Here is a 25607-nt window from a genome sequence, read left to right on the forward strand (position 1 = left end):
CCATGGATCCCTAGCGTTGCTCCCATGCCTGCCCTCTCCTTCCGCCGTCCGGCGCGCGGCCCCGCCCTGCTCCTGCTGATCGGCGGACTGCTCGGCCCCCTCGCCTCGGCCGTCCTGACCGCCGACCGCATCCACACCCTTCAGAACCCGGCCTTCTCCCCCGGCTGCAACATCAACGCGGTCCTGAGCTGCGGCGACGTGATGGACACCTGGCAGAGCAACCTGCTCGGCTTCCCCAACATGCTGCTCGGCGTCGGTACGTTCGCGGCCCTGGCGGCCCTGGGCCTGGCCCTGCTCGCGGGCGCGGAGTTCCCGCGGTGGCTGTGGCTCGGCATCTGGGCCGGCGTCACGGCGGGCTTCGCCTTCACCGTGTGGCTGATCAGCCAGTGCCTGTACGTCATCGGGGCGCTGTGCCCGTGGTGCCTGCTGGTGTGGGCGGTGATGATCCCTCTGTTCTGGTACGTCACCCGTCACGTGGCGGGGCCCCATTCGTGGGTGCGCCGGGTGGCGCCGCACTGGCTGGTGCCGCTGGCGATGTACGCGGTGGTGGCGGCGCTGGTGTGGGCGGAGCTCGGCGACCGCCTGTTCTGACCGCCTTGTCCTTCCGTACGCATGAGGAAGGCCCCCAGGTCGATTCCTGGGGGCCTTCCTCATGTGCGTATGTCCGTATGGGCGTCCGGATCAGCCCTTGGGCAGGGCGGCGATCTGGTTGGTGATGCGCTCGATGTCGGCCTCGGCCTTGGTCAGGCGCGTACGGATCTTGTCGACCACGTTGTCCGGGGCCTTCGCGAGGAAGGCCCCGTTGCCGAGCTTCTTGTTGGCGTCCGCCTTCTCCTTCTCGGCCGCCCCGAGGTCCTTGGTCAGGCGCTTGCGCTCGGCCTCGACGTCGATCGTGCCGGACAGGTCCAGCGCGACCGTGGCGCCCGCGACCGGCAGCGAGGCGGTGGCGTGGAAGCCCTCGCCGGCCGGCTGGAGCCGGAGCAGCTGACGGATGGCCGCCTCGTGCGGGGCCAGCGCGGTGCCGGTCAGGGTGAGCTCGGCCGGAACCTTCTGGCCGGGCTGGAGGCCCTGGTCGGAACGGAACCGGCGGACCTCGGTGACGACCTGCTGGACCAGCTCGATCTCGCGCTCGGCGGCGTCGTCGCGGAAGCCACTGTCCTTGGGCCAGTCGGCCACGACGAGGGACTCGCCGCCGGTCAGCGTCGTCCACAGGGTGTCGGTGACGAACGGGACGATCGGGTGCAGGACCCGCAGCATCACGTCGAGGACCTCACCGAGGACCCGGCCGGAGACCTTGGCCTGCTCGCCGCCCGCGAAGAACGTGGTCTTCGACAGCTCGACGTACCAGTCGAAGACCTCGTCCCACGCGAAGTGGTACAGCGACTCGCTGAGCTTCGCGAACTGGTAGTCCTCGTAGTACGCGTCGACCTCGGCCACGGTCTTGTTCAGCCGGGACAGGATCCAGCGGTCGACCGCCGACAGCTGCTCCACGGGCGGGAGTTCACCCTCGACCGTGGCGCCGTTCATGAGCGCGAAGCGGGTCGCGTTCCAGATCTTGTTGGCGAAGTTGCGGGACGCCTGGACCCAGTCCTCGCCGATCGGCACGTCCGCGCCCGGGTTGGCGCCCTTGGCCAGGGTGAAGCGGACGGCGTCCGAGCCGTACGCGTCCATCCAGTCGATCGGGTCGACCGCGTTCGGGTTGGACTTCGACATCTTCTTGCCGAACTCGTCGCGGACGAGACCGGTCAACGCGACCGTCTTGAACGGGACTTCGCCGTCCATCGCGTACAGGCCGAACATCATCATCCGGGCGACCCAGAAGAAGATGATGTCGTGACCGGTGAGCAGGACGTCGGTCGAGTAGAACTTCTCCAGGTCGGCGGTCTTCTCCGGCCAGCCGAGCGTGGAGAACGGCCACAGGCCGGACGAGAACCAGGTGTCCAGGACGTCGGGGTCCTGGTGCCAGCCCTCGCCGGTCGGAATCTCGTCGTCGGGCCCGACGCACACGACCTGACCCTCCGGGCCGTACCAGATCGGGATGCGGTGACCCCACCACAGCTGGCGCGAGATGCACCAGTCGTGCATGTTGTCGACCCAGTCGAAGTACCGCTTCGACATGTCCTCGGGGTGGATCTTGACCCGGCCGTCGCGGACGGCGTCACCGGCAGCCTGCGCGAGCGGGCCGACCTTGACCCACCACTGCATCGACAGGCGCGGCTCGACGGTCGTCTTGCAGCGCGAGCAGTGCCCGACGGAGTGCATGTACGGGCGCTTCTCGGCGACGACGCGGCCCTGCTCCTTGAGCGCGCCGACGATCGCCGAACGGGCCTCGTAGCGGTCGAGCCCCTGGAACGGGCCGGGAACGGTGATGACACCGCGCTCGTCCATCACCGTGATCGACTCAAGGCCGTGCCGCTGCCCGATGGCGAAGTCGTTCGGGTCGTGCGCCGGGGTCACCTTGACGCAGCCGGTGCCGAACTCGGGGTCGACGTGGGTGTCCGCGACGACCGGGATGGAGCGGTTGGTCAGCGGCAGCTTGATGAGCCTGCCGATGAGGTGCTGGTAGCGCTCGTCGTCCGGGTGGACGGCGATCGCGGTGTCACCCAGCATCGTCTCCGCGCGGGTGGTGGCGACGACGAGGGCGTCGTCCCCTTCCCCGTACTTGAGCGAGACGAGCTCGCCCGGGTCGTCCTGGTACTCGACCTCGATGTCCGAGATGGCGGTCAGACAGCGCGGGCACCAGTTGATGATGCGCTCGGCGCGGTAGATCAGCTCGTCGTCGTACAGGTTCTTGAAGATGGTCTGGACGGCCTTGGAAAGACCCTCGTCCATGGTGAACCGCTCACGGGTCCAGTCGAGCCCGGCACCCAGGCGCTTGAGCTGGCCCAGGATCCGGCCGCCGTACTCACCCTTCCACTGCCACACGCGCTCTGTGAACGCCTCGCGCCCCAGATCGTGCCGGGACTTGCCCTCCTCGGCGAGCTGCTGCTCGACCTTGTTCTGGGTGGCGATGCCCGCGTGGTCCATGCCGGGCAGCCACAGCGTCTCGTACCCCTGCATCCGCTTGCGGCGGGTGAGGGCGTCCATGAGCGTGACCTGGAAGGCGTGCCCGAGGTGCAGCGCGCCCGTGACGTTCGGCGGCGGAATGACGATGGTGTACGGGTCCTTGTCGGACCCGGCGTCGGCGGTGAAGTAACCGCGCTCTACCCAGCGCTCGTACAGCTTCCCCTCTACCTCGGCCGGCGCGTACTGGGTCGGCAGTTCGGTGGTGGGCGCTGGATTCTGCTGCTGAGTGTTCTCGGTCACGGGGTCAGTTTAGGGGTGTCACGGGCCCGTGCCGAAACGGGAATCTTTCGTAACGGTAGGCCCCCCGATGCACCACGTCATCGGCCCGTCGGCCAGGATGTTCGGATCGGATAAGCATCCCTAGGGGGAACCCAGCAATGAGCTACAACCAGCCGGGCCCGTACGGCGGCCAGCCCCAGCAGCCCGGCCCGTACGGCCAGCAGCCTCCGCAGCAGCCTTACGGGCAGCCCGGTCCGCAGCAGCCCGGCTACGGCTACCCGCAGCAGGCCCCGCAGGGCGTGCCGCCGCAGCAGCCGTACGGCTACCCGCAGCAGCAGCCGCCTTACGGCCAGCAGCCCCCGTACGGCGCCCCGATGCAGCCCATGCCCCCGGCCCCGCCGAAGAAGAAGACGGGCCTGATCGTCACGGCCGTCGTCGTGGCGGTCGCAGTGATCGGCGGCGGCGTGTGGTTCCTGACGAAGGGCGGCGCGAGCAACAGCGACGTGTCGGCGAGCACGAAGGGGTACAAGCTGGTGGCCCCGGCCGAGGTGGGCGACTACAAGAAGGACACCTCCAAGTCCAAGTCGACCGACGGCAAGCCCCTGACGGGCAAGGACAAAGCATCGACCGAGGCGATGGGCGTCAAGGACCCCAGCTCGACCTCCGGCAGCTACAAGTCCGGCGACTCCAGCAACCCGATGGCCGCGAAGATGCTGATGTTCAACGGCGTCTACGGCGACATCAGCGACCCGGCGAAAACCCTCGACGCCACCTTCCAGAAGATGCAGAAGGGCAGCGACGAGGACAAGGCCAGCGGGTCGTCGGACGACAAGACGAAGATGGAGCTGGTCGGCAGCCCCACGGCGGTGAAGCCCTCCGGCTTCAGCGGCGCCCTCATGAAGTGCCAGAACGCCAAGGTGACCGACACCAGCGGCACGGGCAAGGGCCCCACATCCGCGGAGATTCCGATCTGCATCTGGGCCGACTACAGCACCGTCGGCATCGTGGAGGCCATCGATGTCCAGCAGATGATGGGCACAGGTGGTACGACCATGCCTACGGACAAGGTCGCCGAACTCGCCGCCAAGCTTTACAACACCGCACGCGTCAAGAAGTAGCCCAACGCGTAGCACAAGGATCGAATAAGAGGGGCGTCCTGCCGGCAGACCGGCTGGGCGCCCCTCTGCATTCATCACCGCACGGCTCTCTCGGAGCGAGGGCATCGCTGCGCGCGGCCCTCCCCAGGAGGAATCGGCCTACTACGCCTCACGACTATTCGAATGTCATGCCCTATAGCAGGGGCGCCCGGTCAAGGAAGTTGACCGGGCGCCCCTTTGTCATGCCTGAGCCAGCGCAGCGCTACGCGCTCTTCTCGTGCCGCCCGTCGTTCTTGACGATGCGCGGCTCGCGCGGGACCAGCGTCGGGTTCACGTTGTTGCGGACCACGTCCGCGGTGATGACGACGCGGGCGACGTCCTTGCGGGACGGGACCTCGTACATCACCGACTGGAGGACCTCCTCCATGATGGCGCGCAGGCCGCGCGCGCCGGTGCCGCGCAGGATGGCCTGGTCGGCGATGGCCTCCAGGGCCGGGCGGTCGAAGTCCAGCTCCACGCCGTCGAGTTCGAAGAGGCGCTGGTACTGCTTGACCAGCGCGTTGCGCGGCTCGACCAGGATCTGGAGAAGGGCTTCGCGGTCGAGGTTGTGGACCGAGGTCAGGACGGGCAGGCGGCCGATGAACTCGGGGATCATCCCGAACTTCACCAGGTCCTCCGGCATGACCTCCTGGAACTGGTCGCTGGCCTCGATCTCCCGCTTGGAGCGGATCGTCGCGCCGAAGCCGATGCCCTTGGCGCCGGCCCGGGACTCGATGATCTTCTCCAGGCCCGCGAAGGCGCCGCCCACGATGAACAGGACGTTCGTCGTGTCGATCTGGATGAATTCCTGGTGGGGGTGCTTGCGGCCGCCCTGCGGCGGGACGGAGGCGGTGGTGCCCTCCAGGATCTTCAGCAGGGCCTGCTGGACGCCTTCGCCGCTGACGTCGCGCGTGATCGACGGGTTCTCGCTCTTGCGGGCGACCTTGTCGATCTCGTCGATGTAGATGATCCCGGTCTCGGCCTTCTTGACGTCGTAGTCGGCGGCCTGGATCAGCTTGAGGAGGATGTTCTCGACGTCCTCGCCGACGTAGCCGGCCTCCGTGAGCGCCGTGGCGTCGGCGATGGCGAAGGGGACGTTGAGCATCCGGGCGAGGGTCTGGGCGAGGAGCGTCTTGCCGGAGCCCGTCGGGCCGAGGAGCAGGATGTTGGACTTGGCGAGCTCGATCGCGTCGTCACGGCCCTGGGCGCCGCCGTTCTCGCCGGCCTGGACGCGCTTGTAGTGGTTGTACACCGCGACCGAGAGGGCCTTCTTGGCCGGCTCCTGGCCCACGACGTAGCCCTCGAGGAACTCGTAGATCTCGCGCGGCTTGGGGAGTTCCTCCCACCGCACCTCGGAGGACTCGGCGAGCTCCTCCTCGATGATCTCGTTGCAGAGGTCGATGCACTCGTCGCAGATGTACACCCCGGGGCCTGCGATGAGCTTCTTCACCTGCTTCTGGCTCTTTCCGCAGAACGAGCACTTGAGCAGGTCGCCGCCGTCACCGATGCGTGCCACGAGGTGCTTCCCCTTCGCCTGGGAGACGCCATGTGCGCCGCCTCCTGGTGCCTACTGCGTGTTCCGGGGGGACACCCCCAGACCCCCTACCGACGGTACCTTGCCGAGCCCCTCGTTCGGGCCCCCCTTGGCGCGGTTCACTTCGACGTGGACCGCGCCAAGGTCACCGAAGCGGCTCAGGCCGCCGCGGAGGTCGTCGTCTTGCGGGTCGAAACGATCTGGTCGACGAGACCGTAGGCCAGCGCGTCCTCGGCCGTGAGGATCTTGTCGCGCTCGATGTCGTCGCGGATCTTCTCGATCGGCGTCGTCGAGTGCTTGGCCAGCATCTCCTCCAGCTGCGAACGCATCCGGAGGATCTCGTTGGCCGCGATCTCCAGGTCGGAGAGCTGCTCACGGCCGGTGCCGCCCGAGGGCTGGTGGATCAGGACGCGGGCGTTCGGCAGCGCCATGCGCTTGCCCGGCGTGCCGGCGGCGAGCAGGACGGCGGCGGCGGAGGCCGCCTGGCCCATGCAGACCGTCTGGATGTCGGGCTTCACGAACTGCATCGTGTCGTAGATCGCCGTGAGGGCGGTGAAGGAACCGCCCGGGCTGTTGATGTAGATCGAGATGTCACGGTCCGGGTCCATCGACTCCAGGCACAGGAGCTGCGCCATCACATCGTTGGCGGACGCGTCGTCGATCTGCACGCCGAGGAAGATCACGCGCTCCTCGAAGAGCTTCGCGTACGGGTCGTACTCGCGCACGCCCTGCGAGGTGCGCTCGACGAAGCGCGGCACGATGTAGCGGTTGTCGACCTGCGGGCCGGTGTAGAGGCCGCTCGCGTTGGCCGAGGGGCCGGAGAAGTTGCTCATTGGGGTGTTCACCATCCTGGTGGCGTTCAAGTGGGCGGGGTCGATGCGGTGCGGGTCGGGGCTCAGGCCCCGGTGCCGCCGCCGCCCGGAACGCCCGAGGCAGCGGAGATGATCTCGTCGATGAGGCCGTAGTCCTTGGCCTCCTCCGCCGTGTACCAGCGGTCGCGGTCGCCGTCGCGGATGATCGTCTCGACGGTCTGGCCGGAGTGCGCGGCAGTGATCTCCGCCATGCGCTTCTTCGTACGGATCAGGTACTCGGCCTGGATCTTGATGTCGGAGGCGGTGCCACCGATGCCGGCGGAGCCCTGGTGCATCAGGATGTCGGTGTTGGGGAGCGCGAAGCGCTTGCCCGCGGTGCCGCCGGTCAGCAGGAACTGGCCCATCGAGGCGGCCATGCCCATGCCGATGGTGACGACGTCGTTCTGGATGTACTGCATGGTGTCGTAGACCGCCATGCCGGCCGTCACCGAGCCGCCGGGGCTGTTGATGTACAGGTAGATGTCCTTGTCCTGGTCGGCAGCGGCCAGGAGGAGCATCTGGGCAGTGATCTTGTTGGCGATCTCGTCGTCGACCTGCTGGCCGAGGAAGATGATGCGGTCGTTGAGCAGTCGGCTGTAGACCTGGTCGCCGAGGCCACCACCGAGGGACGGCTCACCGGCGGCGTAAGGCATCAGATTCGTCACGTATCCACCTGCTCGTCTCTGACGGCTTCGGCCGTCTCAGCGTCTTCGTTCCGGGGGCGCGGACTCCGGCTCGCCAGACTCCACCACCCTCGTATTCATGGACCCTAACGCGCAGGTGGGACAACGCCATCCCGGTTCCCGAACTGTTCGCTCGGAGCGCAAGGTGGTTGAAGCGGAATTACGCACGAAGAAGGGCCCGTACGCGGCTGCGTACGGGCCCTTCCCGATGGGTCGGGCAGAGGCTCAGGCCTCGGTCTTCTCCTCGGCGGCGGCCTCGACCGGCTCGCCCTCGGCGGCGGCGACGACGGCCTCGGCGACCTCGTCCTCGTCGTCCTCGAGGTCGACGACCTCACCGTTGGTGTCGGTGACCTTGGCGGCCTCGACGACCACGGCCAGCGCCTTGCCGCGGGCGACCTCGCCGACGAGCATCGGCACCTGGCCGCCCTCGACGACGGCCTGGGCGAACTGGTCCGGGCTCATGCCGGAGGAGGCCGCACGCCGCATGAGGTGCTCGGTGAGCTCCTCCTGGTTGACGTTCAGCTTCTCCTTGTTGACGAGCTCGTCCAGGATGAACTGCGTCTTGATGCCCTTGACCGCCTGCTCCTCGGTCTCGGCGGTGAACTCTTCCTCGGTCTTGCCCTGGATCTCCAGGTACTTGGCGAGGTCGATGCCCATCTGGCCGAGCTGGTGGTGCTCGAGGTTGTGCTTGCGGGTCTGGATCTCGTCCGCGAGGAGCTTCTCGGGGATCGGGACCTCGGCCAGCTTCAGGAGCTCGTCCAGGACGCGCTCCTGGGCCTGGGTGGCCTGGTCGTACTGCTTCATGTTCTCAAGGCGCTTGCGGCTGTCGGCCTTGAGCTCGTCCAGGGTGTCGAACTCCGACGCGAGCTGCGCGAAGTCGTCGTCCAGGGCGGGCAGTTCACGGGCGGCGACCTGGGTGACCTTGACGGTGACCTCGGCCTCCTTGCCCTCGGCCGAGCCGCCCTTGAGCTCGGAGGTGAAGGTGGCCTCGCCACCGGCCTCCAGGCCCTTCACGGCGTCGTCGATGCCCTCGAGGAGCTCGCCGGAACCGATGGTGTACGAGACACCCTCGGCCACGCCGTCCTCCAGGACCTCGCCGTCGACCTTGGCCTGCAGGTCGATCGTCACGACGTCGCCGTCCTCGGCGGCACGCTCGACGGGGGAGGTCGAGGCGAAGCGCTCGCGGAGCTGCTCCACGGACTTCTCGACGTCCTCGTCGCTGACCTCGACGGCGTCCACGGTGACCTCGATGCCGGAGTAGTCCGGGATCTCGATGGTCGGGCGGATGTCGACCTCGGCGGTGAAGTTCAGCGTCTCGCCGTCCTTCAGCTCGGTGATGTCGACCTCGGGCTGACCCAGCGGGTTCAGCTCCGCCTCGTTGATCGCCTCGGTGTAGAACTTCGGAAGGGCGTCATTGACGGCCTCTTCGAGCACGGCGCCACGACCGAACCGCTGGTCGATCACTCGGGCCGGGATCTTGCCCTTACGGAAGCCCTTGACCGTGACCTGCTGGTTGATCTTCTTGTACGCCGCGTCGAGGCTGTCCTTGAGCTCCTCGAAGGGCACCTCGACAGTGAGCCGAACCCGGGTCGGGTTCAGGGTCTCCACGGCGCTCTTCACGGTTCGGTCTCCTTGTGGCTGACTTCTTTGGGGGTTCTGCCTAAGACCGACGGTCCCTGGCGGATGGGGCCCGGTACATCATTCATCAGACACACGGGCACGCAGCTTGCATAGTAACCGCAAGCGGGATGCCACCCACAATGTGATCTTGTCCGTGGAGATCGGACATCGGTGACGCTGGTCGGGGTGGCGGGATTTGAACCCACGGCCTTCCGCTCCCAAAGCGGACGCGCTACCAAGCTGCGCCACACCCCGTCGGTGCGACACGTAGGGTACATGGCCGCGGGGAGTGCGTCGGCCCCTTTGTTCGGCCGGTGCGGTGCGGATCGTTCGGGGGGCGCGGCCTGGCGGGATCGCGCGGGCGCGGGTGGCCGGGAATGCGCGGGCACGGGTAACCGGGATGCGCGGGTACGGGTGACCCGGAATGTGCGGGCGGCGCGGTCCGGATCGTTGCGCGGGTGCGGCTCGGGTGTGGCCGGAATCGTTTCGCGGGAGCACGCGCCGGAGAAGGCGGTGTGCGCGTCCGGGGCGCGACCCGCTACGATGCTCTACGTGCCGCGGTCGCGATGACCTGCGGCGCGATGCTTGCGGGCGTAGCTCAATGGTAGAGCCCTAGTCTTCCAAACTAGCTACGCGGGTTCGATTCCCGTCGCCCGCTCTTGAGTCCCGAAGGGCCCGGCAGCTCGGCTGCCGGGCCCTTCGGCGTGGTCAGAACTTGATCTGGTTGATCGTGTCCGCTATCGAGTTCAGGAATCGCTGGATCGAGGGGGCCATGCCCGTCGAGGCCAGGAAGAAGCCGAAAAGTATCGCGACGATGGCCGGCCCGGCCTTGATGGAGCCGCCGCGGATGAGCACCACGAGGACGACCGCCAACAGCAGCACCACTGACAGTGAAATGGCCACAACTGATCACACACCCTTGGTCGGTCCGCCTTGCCGGCCCGGGAGCATGCCGCGCACACCCCCGCGATGACTATCGTGCCACCAACACCCCTGTGGTTGCTGCCGGGTGACGGATCGCCAAGGTAAGGATCAGGCCAACCGCGAGCCGGGCTCCAGGGGTCACGCGAGGCCGAGCAGGCGGCGTACCTCGGTGTACTTGGCCTTCAGACGCGTGCGGGTCGGCTCGTCGAGGACCGCCAGGCGGGCCGGGTCGGCGTTGTGCGCCAGGTCGGACTCCTTGATCAGGAGCGCGCCCTCGGTGGTAAGGATGCGCCGCGTGTAGGACTCCAGCGTCTCGCCCGGGCGCTTGGTCATGGCGAGCACCAACTCCTTGACAGATTGCGGGAGTTGGGCGGATTCCAGCCACTGGACCGACAGCGCGTCGTCCTCGATCGCGTCGTGCAGCCAGGCCGCCTTGATCTGGTCCTCGGTGCCGCCCCGGGCCCGTACGCCCTCGGCGACCGCCGCCAGGTGTTCGGCGTAGGGGCGGCCCGCCTTGTCGGTCTGGCCCTCGTGGGCGGCCCGTGCGAGGGTCTCGACCTCGCCGAGCGTCATCATCGGCTTCGCGTGGGACATGGCTTCGACTGTACGGGCCCGGGTGCGGCTCACTTCAGTGCCGCCCGCGCCGGAAGGGCGGTCGCCGCGAGCCCGAGGACCAGGATGCCGCCCGCGAACGAGCCGTACAGGAGCGGCGGTATGTAGGGGGCGCGGCCGGTCAGGCCGTTCATCATCGGGACCAGGGTGGCCAGGGCGATCGCGCTGCCGATGACGACGCCCGCCGCGACCACCAGGAGGGCCTCCCAGCGGATCATCTTGAGGACCTGGCGGCGGGTGGTGCCGATGAGACGCAGGGTGCCGAGTTCACGGCGGCGGTCGAAGACGGTCATCACCAGGGTGTTGACGGCGGCGACGGCGGCGAATCCGCCGAGGACCGCGGCCATGACGGTGTTGGCCCAGGCGTTGACCTCCCGGTCCAGGCTCTGCGCGGTGGCATAGCCGGCGGCGTCGGTGACGTGGCCGAAGGCGGCGAGGGAGGTGGCCGCGGCGGGGGTGGCCCGGGTGAGCAGGGTGGTGGGGGTCGGAGAGGTCAGGTGGGACCTCACGTCGGCCTGGGGGAAGGTGACTTGGGCAAGGCCCAGGCCCCGGTCGTACGTGGCGATGATCTTCGGGGCGGCCTTGGTGCCGTCGGGGAGCAGCAGCGGGAGGCGGTCTCCGGTGCGTACGCCGGCCGCGTCGGCGAGGGAGGCGTCGATCGCGGCCGTGCCGGGGGCGAGGGAGGCCAGGGATCCGGTGCGTATGCCCAGGTCCTGGACCTTGGCGAGGTCGGTTCCGGTGCCGGTGACGCCCTGGGCGGAGGCGTCGCGCGGGGTGGAGCCGGCGCCTGCTTTCGGGATCAGGACGGCGGTGCGGGTGAGGCCGACCGCGGTGTCGACGCCGGGGGTGGCCGCGGCGCGGGCGACCGCGCCGGAGGGGAGGCCCGCGGGGGCGGTGACGACCTGGTTCGCGGTGATGCCCGCCCGCTGCTGGTCCTCGGTCGCCCTCTCCTCGCTGGTGTGCATGAAGACAAGCACGGACGAGAAGGCCATCGCGAGGACGATGGGCGTGATCGCGGAGGCCAGCCTGCGGGCGTTCGTACGGGAGTTGGCGGCGGCCAGCGAGCCGGGGGCGCCCGCCGCGCGCAGCGGGAGGCCGAAGACGGCGGCGCAGGCGCGGGCGACCAGCGGGCCGAGCAGGGCGACGGCGAGCATGAAGAGCATGACGACGCCGAGGGCCGCGTTGGCCGCGTTCTCGCCGGTCTCGGAGGCCGCGACCCCGGCGAACACGCAGCCGCCGACGAGGGAGGCGATGCCGAGCGGCGTACGGATCCAGCCGGGGCGCAGGCGTTCGGCGACGGATTCGGCCAGCGCCTGGCCGGGCTTGATCTTCGAGGGGCGGCGGGCGGCGGCCGCTCCGGCGCACAGGGCGGTCAGGACGGTGGTGGCGGCGGCGATGAGCAGCGGGAGCGGGGTGATCGCGAGGTCGACTGCGTCCGGGACGGCGCCCTTGTCGCGGAGCTGGCCGAACCACCAGGTGGCGAGCGCGACGCCGGGCAGGCAGCCGAGCACTCCGGCGAGCGGGGCGACCAGGAGGGCTTCGGTGGCGATGGTGCGGCGGATCTGGCGCGGGGTGGCGCCGATCGCGCGCAGCAGGGCGTACTCGCGGCGGCGCTGGCCGACGGAGAGGGCGACGGTGCCTGCGGCGGTGAACACGGCGACCATCGCGGCGACGCCGCCGAACGAGCCGCCGAGGCCGGTGAGCATCTCCTTCGCCTTGGCGAGGCCGCTGTCCTCGACGGCGGCCCGGTCGTCGCCGGTACGCACCTGGGCCTGGCCGCCGAGGGCCTGCTTCACCTGGGCGGCGAGGGTGGCGGTGGGGGTGCCGGGCTTGGGGAGTACGGCGATCGCGTCGACCTTGCCGGGGTGGCCGGACAGGGCGCGGGCGTCGGCGTCGGCAAGCCAGATTTCGTTGCTGCCGGGGGCGCCCGCGGTGCCGGAGATCCTGAACTCCCGCTTGCCACCGGGGGTGTCGAGGGTGATCCGCTCCCCCACGGTGCCGGTCGTGGTGACCGCCTCCCCGGGGCCCGGGGCCGTGCCGGTGGCCGGCTTCGTACCGGTGAAGGCGGTGGAGGCCCAGTTGTGGGCGGTGGCGGGGGTGTTGTTGTCGGTACGTACGGGCAGGGCGAGGTCGGCGACGGCTTGGGCGGCGCCGGGGGCCGAGGCGGCCTTCGCGACCAGGGAGTCGTCGAGGCGGGCCCGGTCCGGGTAGGCGACGGACTGGGTGTCGCGGTCCTCGCCGGAGCCGGTCGTGTAGTGGAAGCTCTGGTCGGCGGCGGCCACGACGGGGGCGGCGGCGTAGCGCTGGGGCGGGACGGAGGCGGTGATGCCCGTTGCGAGCAGGAGGCCGCAGGCGGAGACGATCATCGAGGCCATGAGGAGGGCGACGAAGGTACCGGCGAAGGCGGAGGGTTTGAACCGGATCGCTGCGCGGGCCAGGCGGTTGGGGGGGTGCATGCGGGGCTCCTGCGGGGGCTGGGTCGGGGATGCGGGGTCTTCCCACCCGCCCACCCGTTCCGCTCCCTCGGGAAGGGGAGGGACTGGTGGGGGTGCGGGTGCGGGTGCGTTGGCGGCGGCGGGCCGGTGGGTGGGGCACCGGCCCGCGGCCGGCTGGCGCTTCCCCACCCGCCCGCCCGTTCGAACGGGGCGGTCGCGCTGTGTGGCGGGGCGGGTTCGGCTCAAGCGGGCTTGGCTGTGTGTGCTGCGCTGCACGCGACCCTGCAGGGGCGCGGGGAACTGCGCGACCAGCCCCCACCGGTCCGAGGGGAACTACGCGACCAGCCACCCAGGCCGAGGACGAAGCACCCCATTCCCGCGGAGCGCTTACGCCGCCACCCCTGCCAACGGGTGCCTCGCTGTTGTCAGGGCTGTCATCCTCGCTGCGATCTGGGACGACGACGCGCTCGGGAGGGCGTCGGCTATCGCGCCGTCGGCCAGGAACAGGACCTGGTCGGCGTAGGCGGCGGCCGCCGGGTCGTGGGTGACCATCACCACCGTCGCCCGCAGGGAGTCCACCGCGTTGCGGAGGAGGGCCAGGATCTCGGCCGCGGTGGTGGTGTCCAGGGCTCCGGTCGGCTCGTCGGCGAAGATCACGTCGGGGCTTGTGACCAGGGCCCGGGCGATCGCCACGCGCTGCTGCTGGCCGCCGGAGAGCTCGCCGGGGCGACGGTCGCCCTTGCCGGCGAGGCCCACCTGGCCCAGGAGTTCGGCCGCGCGGCGCCGGTCGGGGCGGTCCCCGGCGAGCCGCATGGGCAGCACGACGTTCTGCTCGACCGTGAGCGAGGGCAGCAGGTTGAAGGCCTGGAAGACGAAGCCGAGGCGAGAGCGGCGCAGCTCGGTGAGCTTGTTCTCGCTCATGCCGGTGATCTCGGTGCCGCCGAGCCGGACCGAGCCGTCGGTGGGCCGGTCCAGGCCCGCCGCGCACTGCAGGAACGTGGACTTGCCGGAGCCGGACGGCCCCATCACCGCGGTGAAGCTGCCCCGGGGCAGGGTGAGGTCGATGCCGCGCAGGGCGTGTACGGCGGAGGCGCCGCGGCCGTACTGCCGACGGACCCCGCGAAGTTCGACGGCCCAGTCGTGGGCGGGTGCCGCGTCCGCGGTCGTCCGCCATGTGTTCTTGGCCCGTCGCAATGCCATGGCCCTTGCCTTCCGCTCGTCCTGGCCGACGCACTCACGCCGACCCTTCGAACGTACGGATCAGGGAGGGGTGCGAACCATGGCGGCCGCCGGTGGATCAAGGGTGGGGTTGACCCCACCCCCGGCGGGGGGGCTGAGGGATGCCCTGCTGGGCTCTGCCCGGACCTCCCACTCCTCCGAGCCCGGCTCGGGCATGCTGCGGGCGGGCTCCGCCTGTGACGTGCTGCGGGCGGATTCGGGGGGGGCGGTACGGGTTCGGCCGCGGGCCCGTCGGGGGCTTTGCGCAGTTCCCCGCGCCCCTGGCCGGGCTGATACCGACTCCCTCGGGACTGCGGCCCGGGCCCCCGACGTACATTGGCCTCCGGGTCGTCTGTGGCCAGTCGCGCAGTTCCCGCGCCCCTGGCAGAGCCAATGGCGCCTACCTCGGGCTGCGACCCACAACGCCCGACGCAGTGCAGCCCGCGGGCCATCCGTGGCCAGCCTCGCGGTTCCGCGCCCCCAACGTCTGCCGCCCGGCCGCAGACACCCCACCCGCCATCCCGGCCCGATGCGACACCCCCCCCGCCCGCGGCCGCCGACGAACCGGATTCATCCACTGGTCCCCAGCCCTCTCTCAAGCAGGCGGAACGGGCGGGCGGGTGGGGAAGCGCCCTCCGGCCGCAGGCCGGGCCGGGCCCACCCACAGCCCGCGGACGCCAACGCACCCCAACCGCCCACAGGTCCCTCCCGCTCCCGAGCGGGCGGAACGGGCGGGCGGGTGGGAAAGGAAAGCCGGAGCCCCCTCACGCCTCTCGTCGGATCAGCAGCAGCGCCCTGTCGTCGTTGACGTCCTTCGCCACCGCCTCGATCAGGTGCCACGCCGCCCCGTCGAAGCCCGTCGACACGTACCGGTCGGCCTCGCCCGTCAGGCGGTCGATGCCTTCGCCGATGTCGCGTTCGGAGGTCTCGACCAGGCCGTCCGTGAAGAGCATCAGGACGTCGCCGGGGGCCAGCGAGCCCTTCGAGGGGTGGAACTCGGCGCCGTCGTACACGCCGAGCAGGGGGCCTTCGGCGGCCTGTTCGTGCCAGCGGCCCGAGCCGGCGTGGAGCTGGATGGCCGGGGGGTGGCCCGCGGAGAGGAGTTCGTAGTCGCCGGAGTCGAGGTCCAGGACCAGGTGGATGGCGGTGGCGAAGCCCTCGTCCCAGTCCTGGCGCAGCAGGTAGCCGTTGGCCGCCGGCAGGAAGGCGTGCGGGGGCAGCGAGCCGAGGAGGCCGCCGAACGCGCCGGAGAGCAGCAGGGCGCGGGAGCCCGCGTCCATGCCCTTGCCGGAGACGTCGGTGAGGACGACCTCCAGGGTGCGTCCGCCGCCGGTGCGGGCCGCGACCACGAAGTCGCCGGAGAACGACTGGCCGCCCGCGGGACGCAGCGCCATCTCGCGGTGCCAGCCCTTGGGCAGGTGGGGCAGTGCGCTCTGGACCCGGATGCGTTCGCGCAGGTCGAAGAGCATGGTGCCGCCGCGCCGCCACGGCACGCCGACGCGGGCCCGGAACTGGGCGATGAGCAGCCCGAAGAGCCCGCAGGCGGCCACCACGAGGACCGTGCCCGGGGTGACCCGCGACGGCCCCGCCGTGTACGGGCCGAGCCGTACCGACTCCACGATCAGCGCGGCCGCGGCGGCCGCGTACAGGGCGAGGAGGTTGGCGGGCCGCAGCAGGAGCCCGCCCGCCACGATCGGCAGGACCAGGGCGGAGGGGGCGCACCAGACCGGGGCGAAGAGGGTGGCGCAGGCGATGGCGGGGACGGTGAGGAGCAGGCCGGCCAGGGCGATCCAGTCGGAGCCGTCGCCGCGGAAGTAGTCGACGCCGGATCTGCGCACGGCGTTGCGGACCCGGTGCAGCGCCTTGCGCCACCGGGCGGTGAACGAGTCCGCTCTCATCGCACGTGCCATTGCCGAGGACCCTATCCAGCCGGTGGCTTCCCGTGCAGGTGGCCCCCGGCGCCCGGAGGGGGCTCCCCGGTGGAAAACCGGTAGCCAGGGAGGCGTACGGCCCGCCGGGCACGGCGCGGCGGGCGCTCGCGCCCCGGGCCGGTCCCCCCCCCAGCGGGGGTGTGAGGAAAATCCGTTCCCCCCCCGGGTCTCGTACGGCTCGCCGGGGCACGGCCCCCTGCCCGGCGGCCGCAGGTGCCTGAAATCCGTTCGCTCCCCCCGTGTCGTCCCTGCTAGTCATGGCATATGACGATGGAGTTTCGGGTTCTGGACCCGGCCGAGTGGGACGAGTGGTACGGAGCCCTGCTGGTGGCCTTCGGGGGGATTTCGGATGCCCCCGAGGAAGTCGAGCTGTGGCGCGAGCTGATCGACCCCGCGCGGTCGATCGCCGTGTGGGACGGCTCGCAGTGCGTGGCCGGCACCAGCACCTTCCCGTTCCGGCTGAGCGTGCCGGGCGGGGCCGTGGTGCCGGCCGCGGGCGTGACCGGGGTCGGCGTCATGGGCACCCACCGCCGCCGCGGCATCCTCACCTCGATGATGCGCCGCCAGCTCGACGACGTGCGCGAGCGCGGCGAGGCGCTGGCCGTCCTGACCGCGTCCGAGCCGGCCATCTACGGGCGCTTCGGGTACGGCATCGCCACGATGGCGCTGTCCGCGGAGATCGACACGACCCGGGTCCGCCTCGATGTGCCGCCCGGCACCGACGAGGTGCGGCTGCGGTACGTGAAGGTGGCGGATTCGCTGGCCGAGTGCGAGGCCCTGTACGCGCGCCTCGTGCCGGGGCGGCCCGGCATGCTGGCCCGGCAGCCCGGCTGGGACCGGTTCACCACGTGCGACCCGGTGGCCTACCGGGACGGCGCCTCGCCGTTGCAGTGCGTGCTGGCCGAGCGCGACGGGGAGCTCGTCGGATACGCCCGCTACCGGGTCGCCTCGAAGTCGGGGCCGGCCGGCGTGGACGGCACGGTCACGCTGACCGACCTGGAGGCGGTGGACCCGGCGGTGTCCGCGGCGCTGTGGCGCTACCTGTTCGGCATCGACCTGACGAACACGCTGAAGGTGAAGAGCCGCCCGGCCGACGACCCGTTCCAGCACCTCGTCTCCGACGTGCGCCGCTGCGAGCTGCGGCTGAAGGACTCGCTGCACGTACGGCTCGTCGAGGTGGGCGCGGCCCTCGAGGCGCGTACGTACGCGGCGCCCGTCGACGTGGTCCTGGAGGTCGAGGACGCGTTCTGTCCGTGGAACGCGGGCCGCTGGCGGCTGACCGGTGACGCGAAGGGCGCGTCCTGCGTCCGCACCGAGGATCCGGCCGAACTGGCCCTGTCCGTAAGGGAGTTGGGCGCCGCCTACCTCGGCGGGGTCACCCTTGCCTCACTCGCGGGCTCGGGCCGGGTGCGCGAGCTGCGCCCGGGCGCGCTGGCCGAGGCCTCGACGGCGTTCGGCAGCGAGCTCGCGCCGTGGCTGCCTCACGGCTTCTGACAGCCGGGGCACCAGAAGAGATTGCGGGCGGCGAGACCGGCGGTGCGGATCTCGCCGCCACAGATGTGGCAGGGCTGGTGGGCGCGGCGGTAGACGTACACCTCGCCGCCGTGGTCGTCCACGCGCGGCGGGCGGCCCATCGCCTCGGGGGTGTGCTCGGGGCGGACGGTGTCGATCCTGCCCAGCCGCACGCCCTCGCGCATCAGCTCCACCAGGTCGGCCCAGACCGCGTCCCACTCGGCGCGGGTGAGGTCCTTGCCGAGCCGGTACGGGTCGATGCCGTGCCGGAAGAGGACCTCGGCGCGGTACACGTTGCCCACGCCCGCGATGACCTTCTGGTCCATGAGCAGGGCGGCGATCGTGGTGCGGCTCTTCGAGATCCGCTGCCAGGCCTTCTCGCCGGTGTCGCGGGCGCGCAGCGGGTCGGGGCCGAGCCGGTCGTGTATCGCCTGCTTCTCGCCGTCGGTGATCAGCGCACAGGTCGTCGGTCCGCGCAGGTCCGCGTACGCCTCGTCGTTGATCAGCCGCAGCCGTACGGTCTCGGTGGCCGGCGGGGCCGGGGCATCGCCGAAGCCGTACTTGCCGAACAGGCCCAGGTGGATGTGGACCCAGCCGGACGGGCCGAAGCCGAGGAACAGGTGCTTGCCGTGCGCCTCGGCGCTCTCCAGGACCAGGCCGTCGACCAGGGCCGCGCCGTCCGAGAACTTGCCCTGGGGGCTGGAGACGCGCAGCGGACGGCCGCCGAACACGAGGTCGTGGTCGGCGGCCAGCCGGTGGATCGTGTGCCCTTCAGGCATGGGTGATGATCAGCCCTGCTGGGGGTGGTGGGCCGGGATCTCGGGGAGCTTGCCGGTGGTCTCGTACTCGGTGAGCATCTCGATCCGGCGGGTGTGACGTGCCTCACCCGAGTACGGGGTGGCGAGGAAGATCTCGACGAACTTGGTCGCCTCCTCCTCGGTGTGCATCCGGCCGCCGATGGAGATCACGTTGGCGTCGTTGTGCTCACGGCCGAGCGCCGCGGTCTGCTCGCTCCAGGCCAGTGCGGCGCGGACGCCCTTGACCTTGTTGGCGGCGATCTGCTCTCCGTTGCCGGAGCCGCCGATGACGATGCCGAGGGAGTCCGGGTCCGCGGCCGTCTTCTCGGCGGCACGCAGGCAGAACGGCGGGTAGTCGTCCTGGGCGTCATAGATGTGCGGACCGCAGTCCACGGGCTCGTGGCCGTGGGCCGTGAGCCACTCGACGAGGTGGTTCTTGAGTTCGAAGCCGGCATGGTCGGAGCCGAGGTACACGCGCATGCCCCCGAGTGTGGCATGCGCGGGGCTGGGCAGGGCTGAGCGGGGTGAGGACTTTGGTCCCCGCACTTGGTCCCGTCTAACGATCCGGATTCAGGCCTTCCGTCCCGAAGCGGACCAGGTTTGAATACCCGGGCTCGTAACCCGAGTGCTCCGAAGACGTAAGGAAGCGTCCATGACCTCGCAGCCGTCCCTTGCGAAGGAAGACCGCCTGCCCGGTGAAACCGGTGATTCGCAGGTGCCCGACAGCGGCCTCAAGGCCGGTCTCAAGAACCGCCATCTGTCCATGATCGCCATCGGTGGCGTGATCGGCGCCGGCCTGTTCGTGGGCTCCGGCTCCGGCATCGCCGCCGCCGGACCCGCCATCCTGCTCTCGTACGCACTCGTCGGCGTGATGGTCGTCTTCGTCATGCGGATGCTGGGCGAGATGGCCGCCGCCCGCCCGTCGTCGGGCTCGTTCTCGGCATACGCGGACCGTGCGCTCGGCCGCTGGGCCGGGTTCTCGATCGGCTGGCTCTACTGGTTCTTCTGGGTCGTGGTGCTCGCGGTCGAGGGAACGGCCGGCGCGAAGATCCTGCACGAGTGGGTGCCGGGGGTCCCGCAGTGGGGCTGGGCGCTCATAGTGATGGTGGTGCTCACCGCCACCAACCTGGCCTCGGTGTCCTCGTACGGTGAGTTCGAGTTCTGGTTCGCCGGGATCAAGGTCGTCGCGATCGGCGGCTTCGTGGTCATCGGTCTGCTCGCGGTGTTCGGCGTGCTGCCGGGCTCGCACAACCCGGGCGCGGGCTTCGCGCACCTCACGGACGCGGGCGGGTTCTTCCCCAAGGGCTACGGCGCGATCCTGACCGGTGTGCTGATGGTCGTATTCTCCTTCATGGGCTCCGAGATCGTCACCCTGGCCGCCGGCGAGTCCGAGGACCCGCGGCGCGCCGTGACCAAGGCCACCAACAGCGTGATCTGGCGGATCGCGGTCTTCTACCTCGGCTCGATCTTCATCGTGCTCACCCTCCTGAAGTGGAGCGACCCCTCGATCGTCGCGGACGGCTCGTACGTCGCCGCCCTGAAGACGATCGGCATCCCGCACGCCGACCAGATCATGAACGTGATCGTTCTGACGGCGGTGCTGTCCTGCCTCAACTCCGGCCTGTACACGGCCTCCCGGATGGCGTTCTCGCTCGGTGAGCGCGGGGACGCGCCGAAGTCCTTCGCCCGGACGAACAAGCGGGGCGTGCCGCAGGTCGCGATCCTGTCCTCGGTCGTCTTCGGCTTCATCGCGGTGTTCTTCAACTACAAGTGGCCGGACACCGTCTTCGCGTTCCTCCTGAACTCCTCGGGCGCGGTCGCCCTGTTCGTGTGGCTGGTCATCTGCTTCACGCAGCTGCGGATGCGCGGGATCATCCTGCGCGAGCAGCCGGAGAAGCTGACCGTGAAGATGTGGGGCTTCCCCTATCTCACCTGGCTGACGATCGGGATGATCTCCTTCGTCCTCGTCTACATGCTGTTCGACAAGTCCGGGCGCGAGCAGGTGCTCCTGTCGCTGCTCGTCGCGGCGATCGTCATCGTGATCGCGGTCGTCAAGGAGAAGGTCCTCGCGGGCCGCGCCGCCCCCGCCTACAGCGGGGTGAACGAGGACGTCACCGCGTCATAGGTGGTGAGGGCGGCGGACTCCGTGTCGGCCTCGTACCAGGTGTTGATCTGGTACGACTTGCCGCCCTCGTTGAAGCCGATCTGGCGGGCCTTCCACGGGACGCCGTTCTGGGTGAAGTCGTAGTCCCAGATGATGGCGGGCTGGTCGTGGAAGGTCGTCCGGTCGAGCCGGATCTTCTGGTAGCCGGGCACGTCGTGGGAACCCGCCTCGGCCTCCTGCCACTGGGTCATGAGATCGCCGCCGCGTACGAGTGCGTACGAGGCGGCGATCTCCTGTTTTCCGCCCGGCGCGTGGTAGTGGACGTTGGACGGGCTCTTGGCGGTACGGGTCCAGCCCTTGGGCGGGATCCAGGCGAAGCCGGTCTCGTCGATCGAACCGGCGGGCGGAGTCGCGGAGGGCGGGCGCGAGGTGCCGGCCACGGTGGGCGGCGCGGAACTGCTGGAGCCCCCCGCGCCGCCGCTGTCGCCGTGCTGATTCGCGGTCGTGGCGATCAGCACGGCGGCCACGGCGGCGGCCACCACAACGACGGCCGTGAGCAGGAGCCCCTTGCCTGCCCGCCGACGCCGGGGCGACGGCTTCGGCTCCTCCCGCACGGGCTCCGGCGCTACGGGTCCGGGCGCTGCGGGCCCGGGTGATACGGATCCGGGCGCCGGGGGCGACTCCCTGGGCGGGGGCGGCGGTTCCTCCCGTACGGACGGGCCACCGGGCCAGCGCGGCGGGTCGCCGAACACCTGGAGGGTGGGGGGATGCGGCACGGGCGCCGGCCCGGTGGCGAGGACGGTGGGGGGCGCGGCGATCGGCATCAGACGGGCGGCGATCTCGTCCAGGCCGGGCCGCAGCTCGGGGTCCTTGACCAGGAGCTGCGCGAGGAGCGGGGCCAACGGGCCTGCGGTGTCCGGGAGTTCGGGCTCCTCGTAGAGCACGGCGTGCAGGGTGGCGAGGGTGGAGGGCCGGGCGAACGGGGAGCAGCCGGCGACCGCCGCGCACAGGGTGGCGCCGAGCGACCACACGTCGGACGCGGGGCCCTGCGGCTTGCCCGAGACCCGTTCGGGCGCCATGTAGTCCGGGGAGCCGACCAGCATGCCGACGACGGTGAGGGCGGCCGCGTCCTGGATCGCGGCGATGCCGAAGTCGGTGAGGACGACGCGGCCGCCGGGGCCGAGCAGGACGTTGCCGGGTTTGATGTCGCGGTGCAGGACGCCCACCGCGTGCACCTCGACGAGGGCCGCGGCGAGGCCGATGCCGATGCGGGCGGCCTCGCGCGGAGTCACCGGCCCGTCCTCCAGGAGGAGTTTCTCCAGGGAGCGGGACTCGACGAGCTCCATCACGATCCAGAGCCGGTCGCTCTCCTCGGCCACCACGTCGTAGACCCGCACCACATTGGGGTGGTCGATCCGGGCGGTGGCCCGGGCCTCGCGCAGGGTGCGTTCGCGGCGAATCCGGCTGTCCTCTGCATCGAGTTCATTGATGCGCATTTCCTTTACAGCGACCTGCCGGTCGAGTATCTCGTCCGCCGCGCGCCACACCCGCCCCATTCCACCCTGGCCAATTGTTTCGCCCAGGCGGTAGCGCCCGGCGATCAATAGCCCCCGCGTTCCCGGCATGAACACCCACCCCCTCAGCACCTACTGTGACCAGGACTGATTCACGACAGTGACACCATCACAGCATAATTCCTGGAAATCTTGTGGGACCCTTCTGTGCACAGACACACCCAATGCGGGTGAGGGGGATGGGAAATGCACGTTCGAAAAGCCAAGGGATCTCTATTTGCCTCTGTATTCGCGGCCTTGCTGATTTTGCCGTTCGGAGCGGGGGCGGCGTTCGCGGCCGATCCGACGCCGGGCAGCAGCCAGGGCGGCACACCCGGGCCGAGCGCCCCGGCGGACCTGAAGATCTCCACCGAGCTGCCGTCGACGATCAAGGTCGACAACACGACGCACCGCACCACGTTCACGGCGACGGTCGCCAACCACGGGAGCAAGGCCACCGGGCCGGTCACCCTGACCGTGCTCGGCCTGGACGGCATGAAGATCACCGGCGTCAAGGACTGCACGCCGGTCGCGAAGAACAAGCTGCCGGCGGGCACCAACAGCGGCTACGGCTGCGCGATTTCGGATCTGGCGCCCGGCCGGTCGAAGTCGTACACCGTCTCGGCGACGTACGACCTGTCGAAGACCGGCAAGATCTGCCTGCCGGTGATGGAGGGGAAGAGCGACAAGGTGCTCTGGCAGCAGGGCCCGGTGCCGTTCGGCACGACCAAGCCGACGCCGAACGCGCCGGACACCCCGCTGCTGCTCGGCACGGACAACGTCCCCGCCGCCCCGCCCTCGGGCACGGCCTCGCCGTCCCCGAGCGGAACCCCGGCCACTGAGCCCCCGTCCTCCCCCTCCGCACCGCCCCAGCTCCCCAAGACGGGCGTCAACGACGGAGTACTCCCGCTGGCCGCGGCGGGCGCCCTGTTCCTGATCGCCGGGGGCACGGGCCTGTGGTGGACGACCCGGGGCCGCCGGTGGATGGCCAGGCACTGACGTCCACACCGGTAACGCAAAAAGGGCCCGGCAGTTGCCGGGCCCTTTTTGCATCGCGCATCGTAGGGACGTCAGCCCTTGCGGCCGATCAGCTTCCAGGCCGCCGGGAGCAGGCCCATCGCCAGGGCCGCCTTCAGGGCGTCGCCCAGGAGGAACGGCGTGAGGCCGGCGGCGACCGCCGCGGTCAGGGACATGCCGGCCGAGGCGGCGAGGTAGGGGACGCCCACCGCGTAGATGATCGCCGAGCCGAGCACCATCGTGCCCGCGGTGCGCGGCACCGAGCGGTCCGCGCCACGGCGGGCCAGGGCGCCGACGACGGTGGAGGCGAGCAGCATGCCGAGCACGTAGCCGAAGGAGGCGCCGCCCGCACCGGAGGTGCCGTTCGCGAACCAGGGCATCCCGGCCATGCCGACCAGGGCGTACAGCGCGAGCGAGAGGAAGCCGCGGCCCGCGCCGAGGCCCGCGCCGACGAGCAGCGCCGCGAACGTCTGGCCGGTGACCGGGACGGGCGAGCCGGGGACGGGCACGGCGATCTGGGCGGCGAGTCCGGTCAGCGCCGCGCCGCCGACGACGAGCGCGATGTCCTTGGTGCGGGAGGCAGGCAGCAGGTCGGCGAGTACCGATCCGGTGCGGGGGGCGGCGGCGGACGCAGTGCTCATCGGAACTCCGGCAGGTATTGGGGCAGCGGGACGTGCTGGGGACACGGTGACGTTAGCCCACTGATTCTCACTGGATCACCAGCAGCCGCCCACAAAGCGGGCGTTGAAGCCTTGGTGGGGTCTGAACAAAGGGCTGGTTTCATGCCCGCTCGCGCGTGACCCTCGTCACTGCGGTGATGGAGTCGAGTATCCCTTTTGCGCCGGAGGCCGTGGCTCCGCGAGACTGTAGGTTCTCCATAAACCGAAAGTACGAGGGCCATGCACGACTCCTTGCCCGCGGAGCCCCTCTCGCACGGGCTGAAGCAGCGCCATCTGACCATGCTCGGCCTCGGCGGGGTGATCGGCGCGGGGCTCTTCGTGGGGTCGGGTGCCGGGATCGCGGTGGCGGGCCCGGGCATCGTCGTCTCGTATCTGATCGCGGGCGCGATCGCGATGCTGGTGATGCGGATGCTCGGCGAGATGTCGTCGGCGATGCCCGCTTCGGGCTCCTTCTCGGTGCATGCGGAGCGCGCGCTCGGCCGCTGGGCCGGGTTCAGCGTCGGCTGGCTCTACTGGTTCCTGCTCGTGGTGGTCCTCGCCGTGGAGGCGACCGGTGCCGCGAAGATCGCGAACGGCTGGGCACCCGGGGTGCCGCAGTGGGCCTGGGTGCTGATCTTCATGGTGGTGTTCACCGGCGCCAACCTGGCCGCGGTCAAGAACTTCGGCGAATTCGAGTTCTGGTTCGCCGCCCTGAAGATCTTCGCGATCGTCACGTTCCTGGTGCTCGGGCTGCTCGCGATCTTCGGTGTCCTTCCGGACACCTCGGCGGTGGGCCTGTCCAACCTGACCGGGCAGGGCGGCTTCCTGCCCGCCGGATGGAGCGGGGTGGTCTCCGGGGTGCTCGCGGTGATCTTCGCGTTCGGCGGTCTGGAGGTCGTCACGATCGCCGCCGCCGAGTCCGACGACCCGGCCCGCGCGGTCGGGCGCGCGGTGCGCAGCGCGGTGTGGCGGATCCTCTTCTTCTACGTGGGCTCGATGCTGGTCATCGTGACGCTGCTGCCGTGGACGTCGATGAAGCCGGGCCAGAGCCCGTACGTCGCGGTCCTCGACGCGATCGGCATCCCGTATGCCGGCCAGATCATGAACATCGTGGTGTTCGTGGCGCTGCTCTCCGCCCTGAACGCCAATCTGTACGGCTCCTCGCGCATGGTCTTCTCGCTCGCCGAGCGGGGCGAGGCGCCGGGGGGCCTGCTGAAGGTGTCCGGCGGCGGGGTGCCGCGCCGGGCGGTGCTCGCGTCGGTGGCCTTCGGGTTCATCTCCGTCCTGCTGAACCTGAAGTGGCCGGACTCGGTGTTCCTCTACATGCTCAACGCGGTCGGTGCGGTGCTCCTGTTCGTGTGGGCGCTGATCGCCGTCTCGCAGCTGCGGCTGCGCCGCCGGATCGAGCGCGAGGCGCCCGAGACGCTGACGCTGAAGATGTGGGCCTTCCCGTATCTCACGTGGGCGGCGCTCGCCGCGATGGCCGCGGTGCTCGTCCTGATGCTCTTCGACGACTCGGCCCGGCCGCAGGTACTGTGGTCGGCCGGCGCGACGGCCGCGGTGCTTCTGGTGGCAGGGGTACGGGAGTTGCGCACGCGCCGCGTGTGAAGTTCATGTAAACAAAAAGCGCCCGTATCTTCACGCTGTGTGAGTCGGGTGTCCGCATAGCGGTCGGGTGTTCCCTCTGAGCGGGGCCGCCCTAAGACTGTGGGCCTCCGTGCCGCCGACCCGGTGGA

20 protein-coding genes and 2 tRNA genes are annotated in these 25607 nt (G+C 70.3%); 7 read left to right on the forward strand and 15 right to left on the reverse strand.

The window, feature by feature from the left end; genetic code table 11:
* Window positions 1-24 precede the first annotated feature (24 nt).
* Entirely contained in the window at window positions 25-591 is a 567-nt protein-coding gene (locus IE206_RS21415; protein ID WP_189964397.1) for a vitamin K epoxide reductase family protein, read from the forward strand.
* 90 nt (window positions 592-681) lie between these two features.
* Here IE206_RS21415 and IE206_RS21420 read toward each other — a convergent pair whose 3' ends face one another.
* Complete coding sequence (locus IE206_RS21420) at window positions 682-3306, reverse strand: valine--tRNA ligase (protein ID WP_189964399.1); 2625 nt, start codon at window positions 3304-3306, stop codon at window positions 682-684.
* Window positions 3307-3443: 137 nt separating this feature from the next.
* Here IE206_RS21420 and IE206_RS21425 point away from each other — a divergent pair, with 137 nt between their 5' ends.
* A complete protein-coding gene (locus tag IE206_RS21425; protein WP_189964401.1) occupies window positions 3444-4403 on the forward strand; it encodes a hypothetical protein in 960 nt (319 codons plus the stop codon).
* 241 nt (window positions 4404-4644) lie between these two features.
* Here the strand turns inward: IE206_RS21425 and clpX are convergent, their stop codons facing one another.
* From clpX to IE206_RS21450, 5 genes are all read right to left on the reverse strand, one after another.
* The gene (gene clpX / locus IE206_RS21430) at window positions 4645-5937 is read right to left on the reverse strand and encodes an ATP-dependent Clp protease ATP-binding subunit ClpX (protein ID WP_053727404.1); all 1293 of its coding nucleotides are present in this window, start codon (window positions 5935-5937) and stop codon (window positions 4645-4647) included.
* 176 nt (window positions 5938-6113) lie between these two features.
* Window positions 6114-6803, reverse strand: coding sequence for an ATP-dependent Clp protease proteolytic subunit (locus IE206_RS21435; protein ID WP_053727403.1), 690 nt, complete (start codon window positions 6801-6803; stop codon window positions 6114-6116).
* Window positions 6804-6850: 47 nt separating this feature from the next.
* Window positions 6851-7459 carry an ATP-dependent Clp protease proteolytic subunit gene (locus IE206_RS21440; RefSeq protein ID WP_189964508.1) on the reverse strand — a complete coding sequence of 203 codons (609 nt, stop codon included), beginning with the start codon at window positions 7457-7459 and terminating at the stop codon, window positions 6851-6853.
* Window positions 7460-7714: 255 nt separating this feature from the next.
* Complete coding sequence (gene tig / locus IE206_RS21445; protein WP_189964403.1) at window positions 7715-9109, reverse strand: trigger factor; 1395 nt, start codon at window positions 9107-9109, stop codon at window positions 7715-7717.
* Between the two features lie 178 nt (window positions 9110-9287).
* Window positions 9288-9364 (reverse strand) — tRNA-Pro (locus tag IE206_RS21450).
* A gap of 332 nt (window positions 9365-9696) precedes the next feature.
* On the opposite strand from IE206_RS21450, the gene IE206_RS21455 reads away from it, so the two are divergent.
* Window positions 9697-9767: transfer RNA gene (locus tag IE206_RS21455), tRNA-Gly, on the forward strand.
* A 50-nt stretch (window positions 9768-9817) separates the two neighbouring features.
* On the opposite strand, the gene IE206_RS21460 is transcribed toward IE206_RS21455, so the two are convergent.
* From IE206_RS21460 to IE206_RS21480, 5 genes are all read right to left on the reverse strand, one after another.
* Window positions 9818-10012, reverse strand: a complete 195-nt coding sequence (locus IE206_RS21460) for a hypothetical protein (protein WP_053727400.1) — start codon at window positions 10010-10012, stop codon at window positions 9818-9820.
* Between the two features lie 159 nt (window positions 10013-10171).
* The gene (locus IE206_RS21465; protein WP_189964405.1) at window positions 10172-10627 is read right to left on the reverse strand and encodes an HD domain-containing protein; all 456 of its coding nucleotides are present in this window, start codon (window positions 10625-10627) and stop codon (window positions 10172-10174) included.
* A 29-nt stretch (window positions 10628-10656) separates the two neighbouring features.
* Window positions 10657-13101 carry an ABC transporter permease gene (locus IE206_RS21470; protein WP_189964407.1) on the reverse strand — a complete coding sequence of 815 codons (2445 nt, stop codon included), beginning with the start codon at window positions 13099-13101 and terminating at the stop codon, window positions 10657-10659.
* Window positions 13102-13467: 366 nt separating this feature from the next.
* A complete protein-coding gene (locus tag IE206_RS21475) occupies window positions 13468-14280 on the reverse strand; it encodes an ABC transporter ATP-binding protein (protein WP_189964409.1) in 813 nt (270 codons plus the stop codon).
* 782 nt (window positions 14281-15062) lie between these two features.
* Entirely contained in the window at window positions 15063-16208 is a 1146-nt protein-coding gene (locus IE206_RS21480) for a PP2C family protein-serine/threonine phosphatase (protein WP_189964411.1), read from the reverse strand.
* Window positions 16209-16493: 285 nt separating this feature from the next.
* Here IE206_RS21480 and IE206_RS21485 point away from each other — a divergent pair, with 285 nt between their 5' ends.
* Entirely contained in the window at window positions 16494-17723 is a 1230-nt protein-coding gene (locus IE206_RS21485) for a GNAT family N-acetyltransferase (protein WP_189964413.1), read from the forward strand.
* On the opposite strand, the gene IE206_RS21490 is transcribed toward IE206_RS21485, so the two are convergent.
* Together IE206_RS21490 and IE206_RS21495 are read right to left on the reverse strand one after the other, a co-directional pair.
* The gene (locus tag IE206_RS21490; RefSeq protein ID WP_189964415.1) at window positions 17711-18520 is read right to left on the reverse strand and encodes an Fpg/Nei family DNA glycosylase; all 810 of its coding nucleotides are present in this window, start codon (window positions 18518-18520) and stop codon (window positions 17711-17713) included. The two genes, IE206_RS21485 and IE206_RS21490, sit on opposite strands and share 13 nt — an antisense overlap.
* 9 nt (window positions 18521-18529) lie before the next feature.
* The gene (locus IE206_RS21495) at window positions 18530-19018 is read right to left on the reverse strand and encodes a ribose-5-phosphate isomerase (RefSeq protein ID WP_189964417.1); all 489 of its coding nucleotides are present in this window, start codon (window positions 19016-19018) and stop codon (window positions 18530-18532) included.
* Window positions 19019-19190: 172 nt separating this feature from the next.
* Between IE206_RS21495 and IE206_RS21500 the strand changes: the two genes are divergently transcribed.
* Window positions 19191-20663, forward strand: coding sequence for an amino acid permease (locus tag IE206_RS21500; RefSeq protein WP_189964419.1), 1473 nt, complete (start codon window positions 19191-19193; stop codon window positions 20661-20663).
* Here the strand turns inward: IE206_RS21500 and IE206_RS21505 are convergent.
* On the reverse strand, window positions 20627-22267 hold the full coding sequence (locus IE206_RS21505; RefSeq protein ID WP_189964421.1) for a serine/threonine-protein kinase: 1641 nt from the start codon (window positions 22265-22267) through the stop codon (window positions 20627-20629). The genes IE206_RS21500 and IE206_RS21505 overlap by 37 nt on opposite strands.
* A 186-nt stretch (window positions 22268-22453) precedes the next feature.
* On the opposite strand from IE206_RS21505, the gene IE206_RS21510 reads away from it, so the two are divergent.
* Entirely contained in the window at window positions 22454-23194 is a 741-nt protein-coding gene (locus IE206_RS21510) for an LPXTG cell wall anchor domain-containing protein (protein WP_226598950.1), read from the forward strand.
* A 71-nt stretch (window positions 23195-23265) separates the two neighbouring features.
* Here IE206_RS21510 and IE206_RS21515 read toward each other — a convergent pair whose 3' ends face one another.
* The gene (locus IE206_RS21515; RefSeq protein WP_189964425.1) at window positions 23266-23853 is read right to left on the reverse strand and encodes a biotin transporter BioY; all 588 of its coding nucleotides are present in this window, start codon (window positions 23851-23853) and stop codon (window positions 23266-23268) included.
* Between the two features lie 258 nt (window positions 23854-24111).
* On the opposite strand from IE206_RS21515, the gene IE206_RS21520 reads away from it, so the two are divergent.
* Entirely contained in the window at window positions 24112-25479 is a 1368-nt protein-coding gene (locus tag IE206_RS21520; RefSeq protein ID WP_189964427.1) for an amino acid permease, read from the forward strand.
* The last annotated feature ends 128 nt before the right edge of the window (window positions 25480-25607 follow it).

It is taken from the genome of Streptomyces violascens, from assembly GCF_014649955.1.
GTDB lineage: Bacteria > Actinomycetota > Actinomycetes > Streptomycetales > Streptomycetaceae > Streptomyces > Streptomyces violascens.

Coding starts and splice junctions, on each gene's coding strand:
- IE206_RS21415 (WP_189964397.1), top strand. CDS start 25: ATGCCTGCCCTCTCCTTCCGCCGTCCGGCGCGCGGCCCCGCCCTGCTC.
- IE206_RS21425 (WP_189964401.1), top strand. CDS start 3,444: ATGAGCTACAACCAGCCGGGCCCGTACGGCGGCCAGCCCCAGCAGCCC.
- IE206_RS21435 (WP_053727403.1), bottom strand. CDS start 6,803: ATGGTGAACACCCCAATGAGCAACTTCTCCGGCCCCTCGGCCAACGCG.
- IE206_RS21440 (WP_189964508.1), bottom strand. CDS start 7,459: ATGCCTTACGCCGCCGGTGAGCCGTCCCTCGGTGGTGGCCTCGGCGAC.
- IE206_RS21465 (WP_189964405.1), bottom strand. CDS start 10,627: ATGTCCCACGCGAAGCCGATGATGACGCTCGGCGAGGTCGAGACCCTC.
- IE206_RS21470 (WP_189964407.1), bottom strand. CDS start 13,101: ATGCACCCCCCCAACCGCCTGGCCCGCGCAGCGATCCGGTTCAAACCC.
- IE206_RS21475 (WP_189964409.1), bottom strand. CDS start 14,280: ATGGCATTGCGACGGGCCAAGAACACATGGCGGACGACCGCGGACGCG.
- IE206_RS21480 (WP_189964411.1), bottom strand. CDS start 16,208: ATGGCACGTGCGATGAGAGCGGACTCGTTCACCGCCCGGTGGCGCAAG.
- IE206_RS21485 (WP_189964413.1), top strand. CDS start 16,494: ATGACGATGGAGTTTCGGGTTCTGGACCCGGCCGAGTGGGACGAGTGG.
- IE206_RS21490 (WP_189964415.1), bottom strand. CDS start 18,520: ATGCCTGAAGGGCACACGATCCACCGGCTGGCCGCCGACCACGACCTC.
- IE206_RS21495 (WP_189964417.1), bottom strand. CDS start 19,018: ATGCGCGTGTACCTCGGCTCCGACCATGCCGGCTTCGAACTCAAGAAC.
- IE206_RS21500 (WP_189964419.1), top strand. CDS start 19,191: ATGACCTCGCAGCCGTCCCTTGCGAAGGAAGACCGCCTGCCCGGTGAA.
- IE206_RS21505 (WP_189964421.1), bottom strand. CDS start 22,267: ATGCCGGGAACGCGGGGGCTATTGATCGCCGGGCGCTACCGCCTGGGC.
- IE206_RS21515 (WP_189964425.1), bottom strand. CDS start 23,853: ATGAGCACTGCGTCCGCCGCCGCCCCCCGCACCGGATCGGTACTCGCC.
- IE206_RS21520 (WP_189964427.1), top strand. CDS start 24,112: ATGCACGACTCCTTGCCCGCGGAGCCCCTCTCGCACGGGCTGAAGCAG.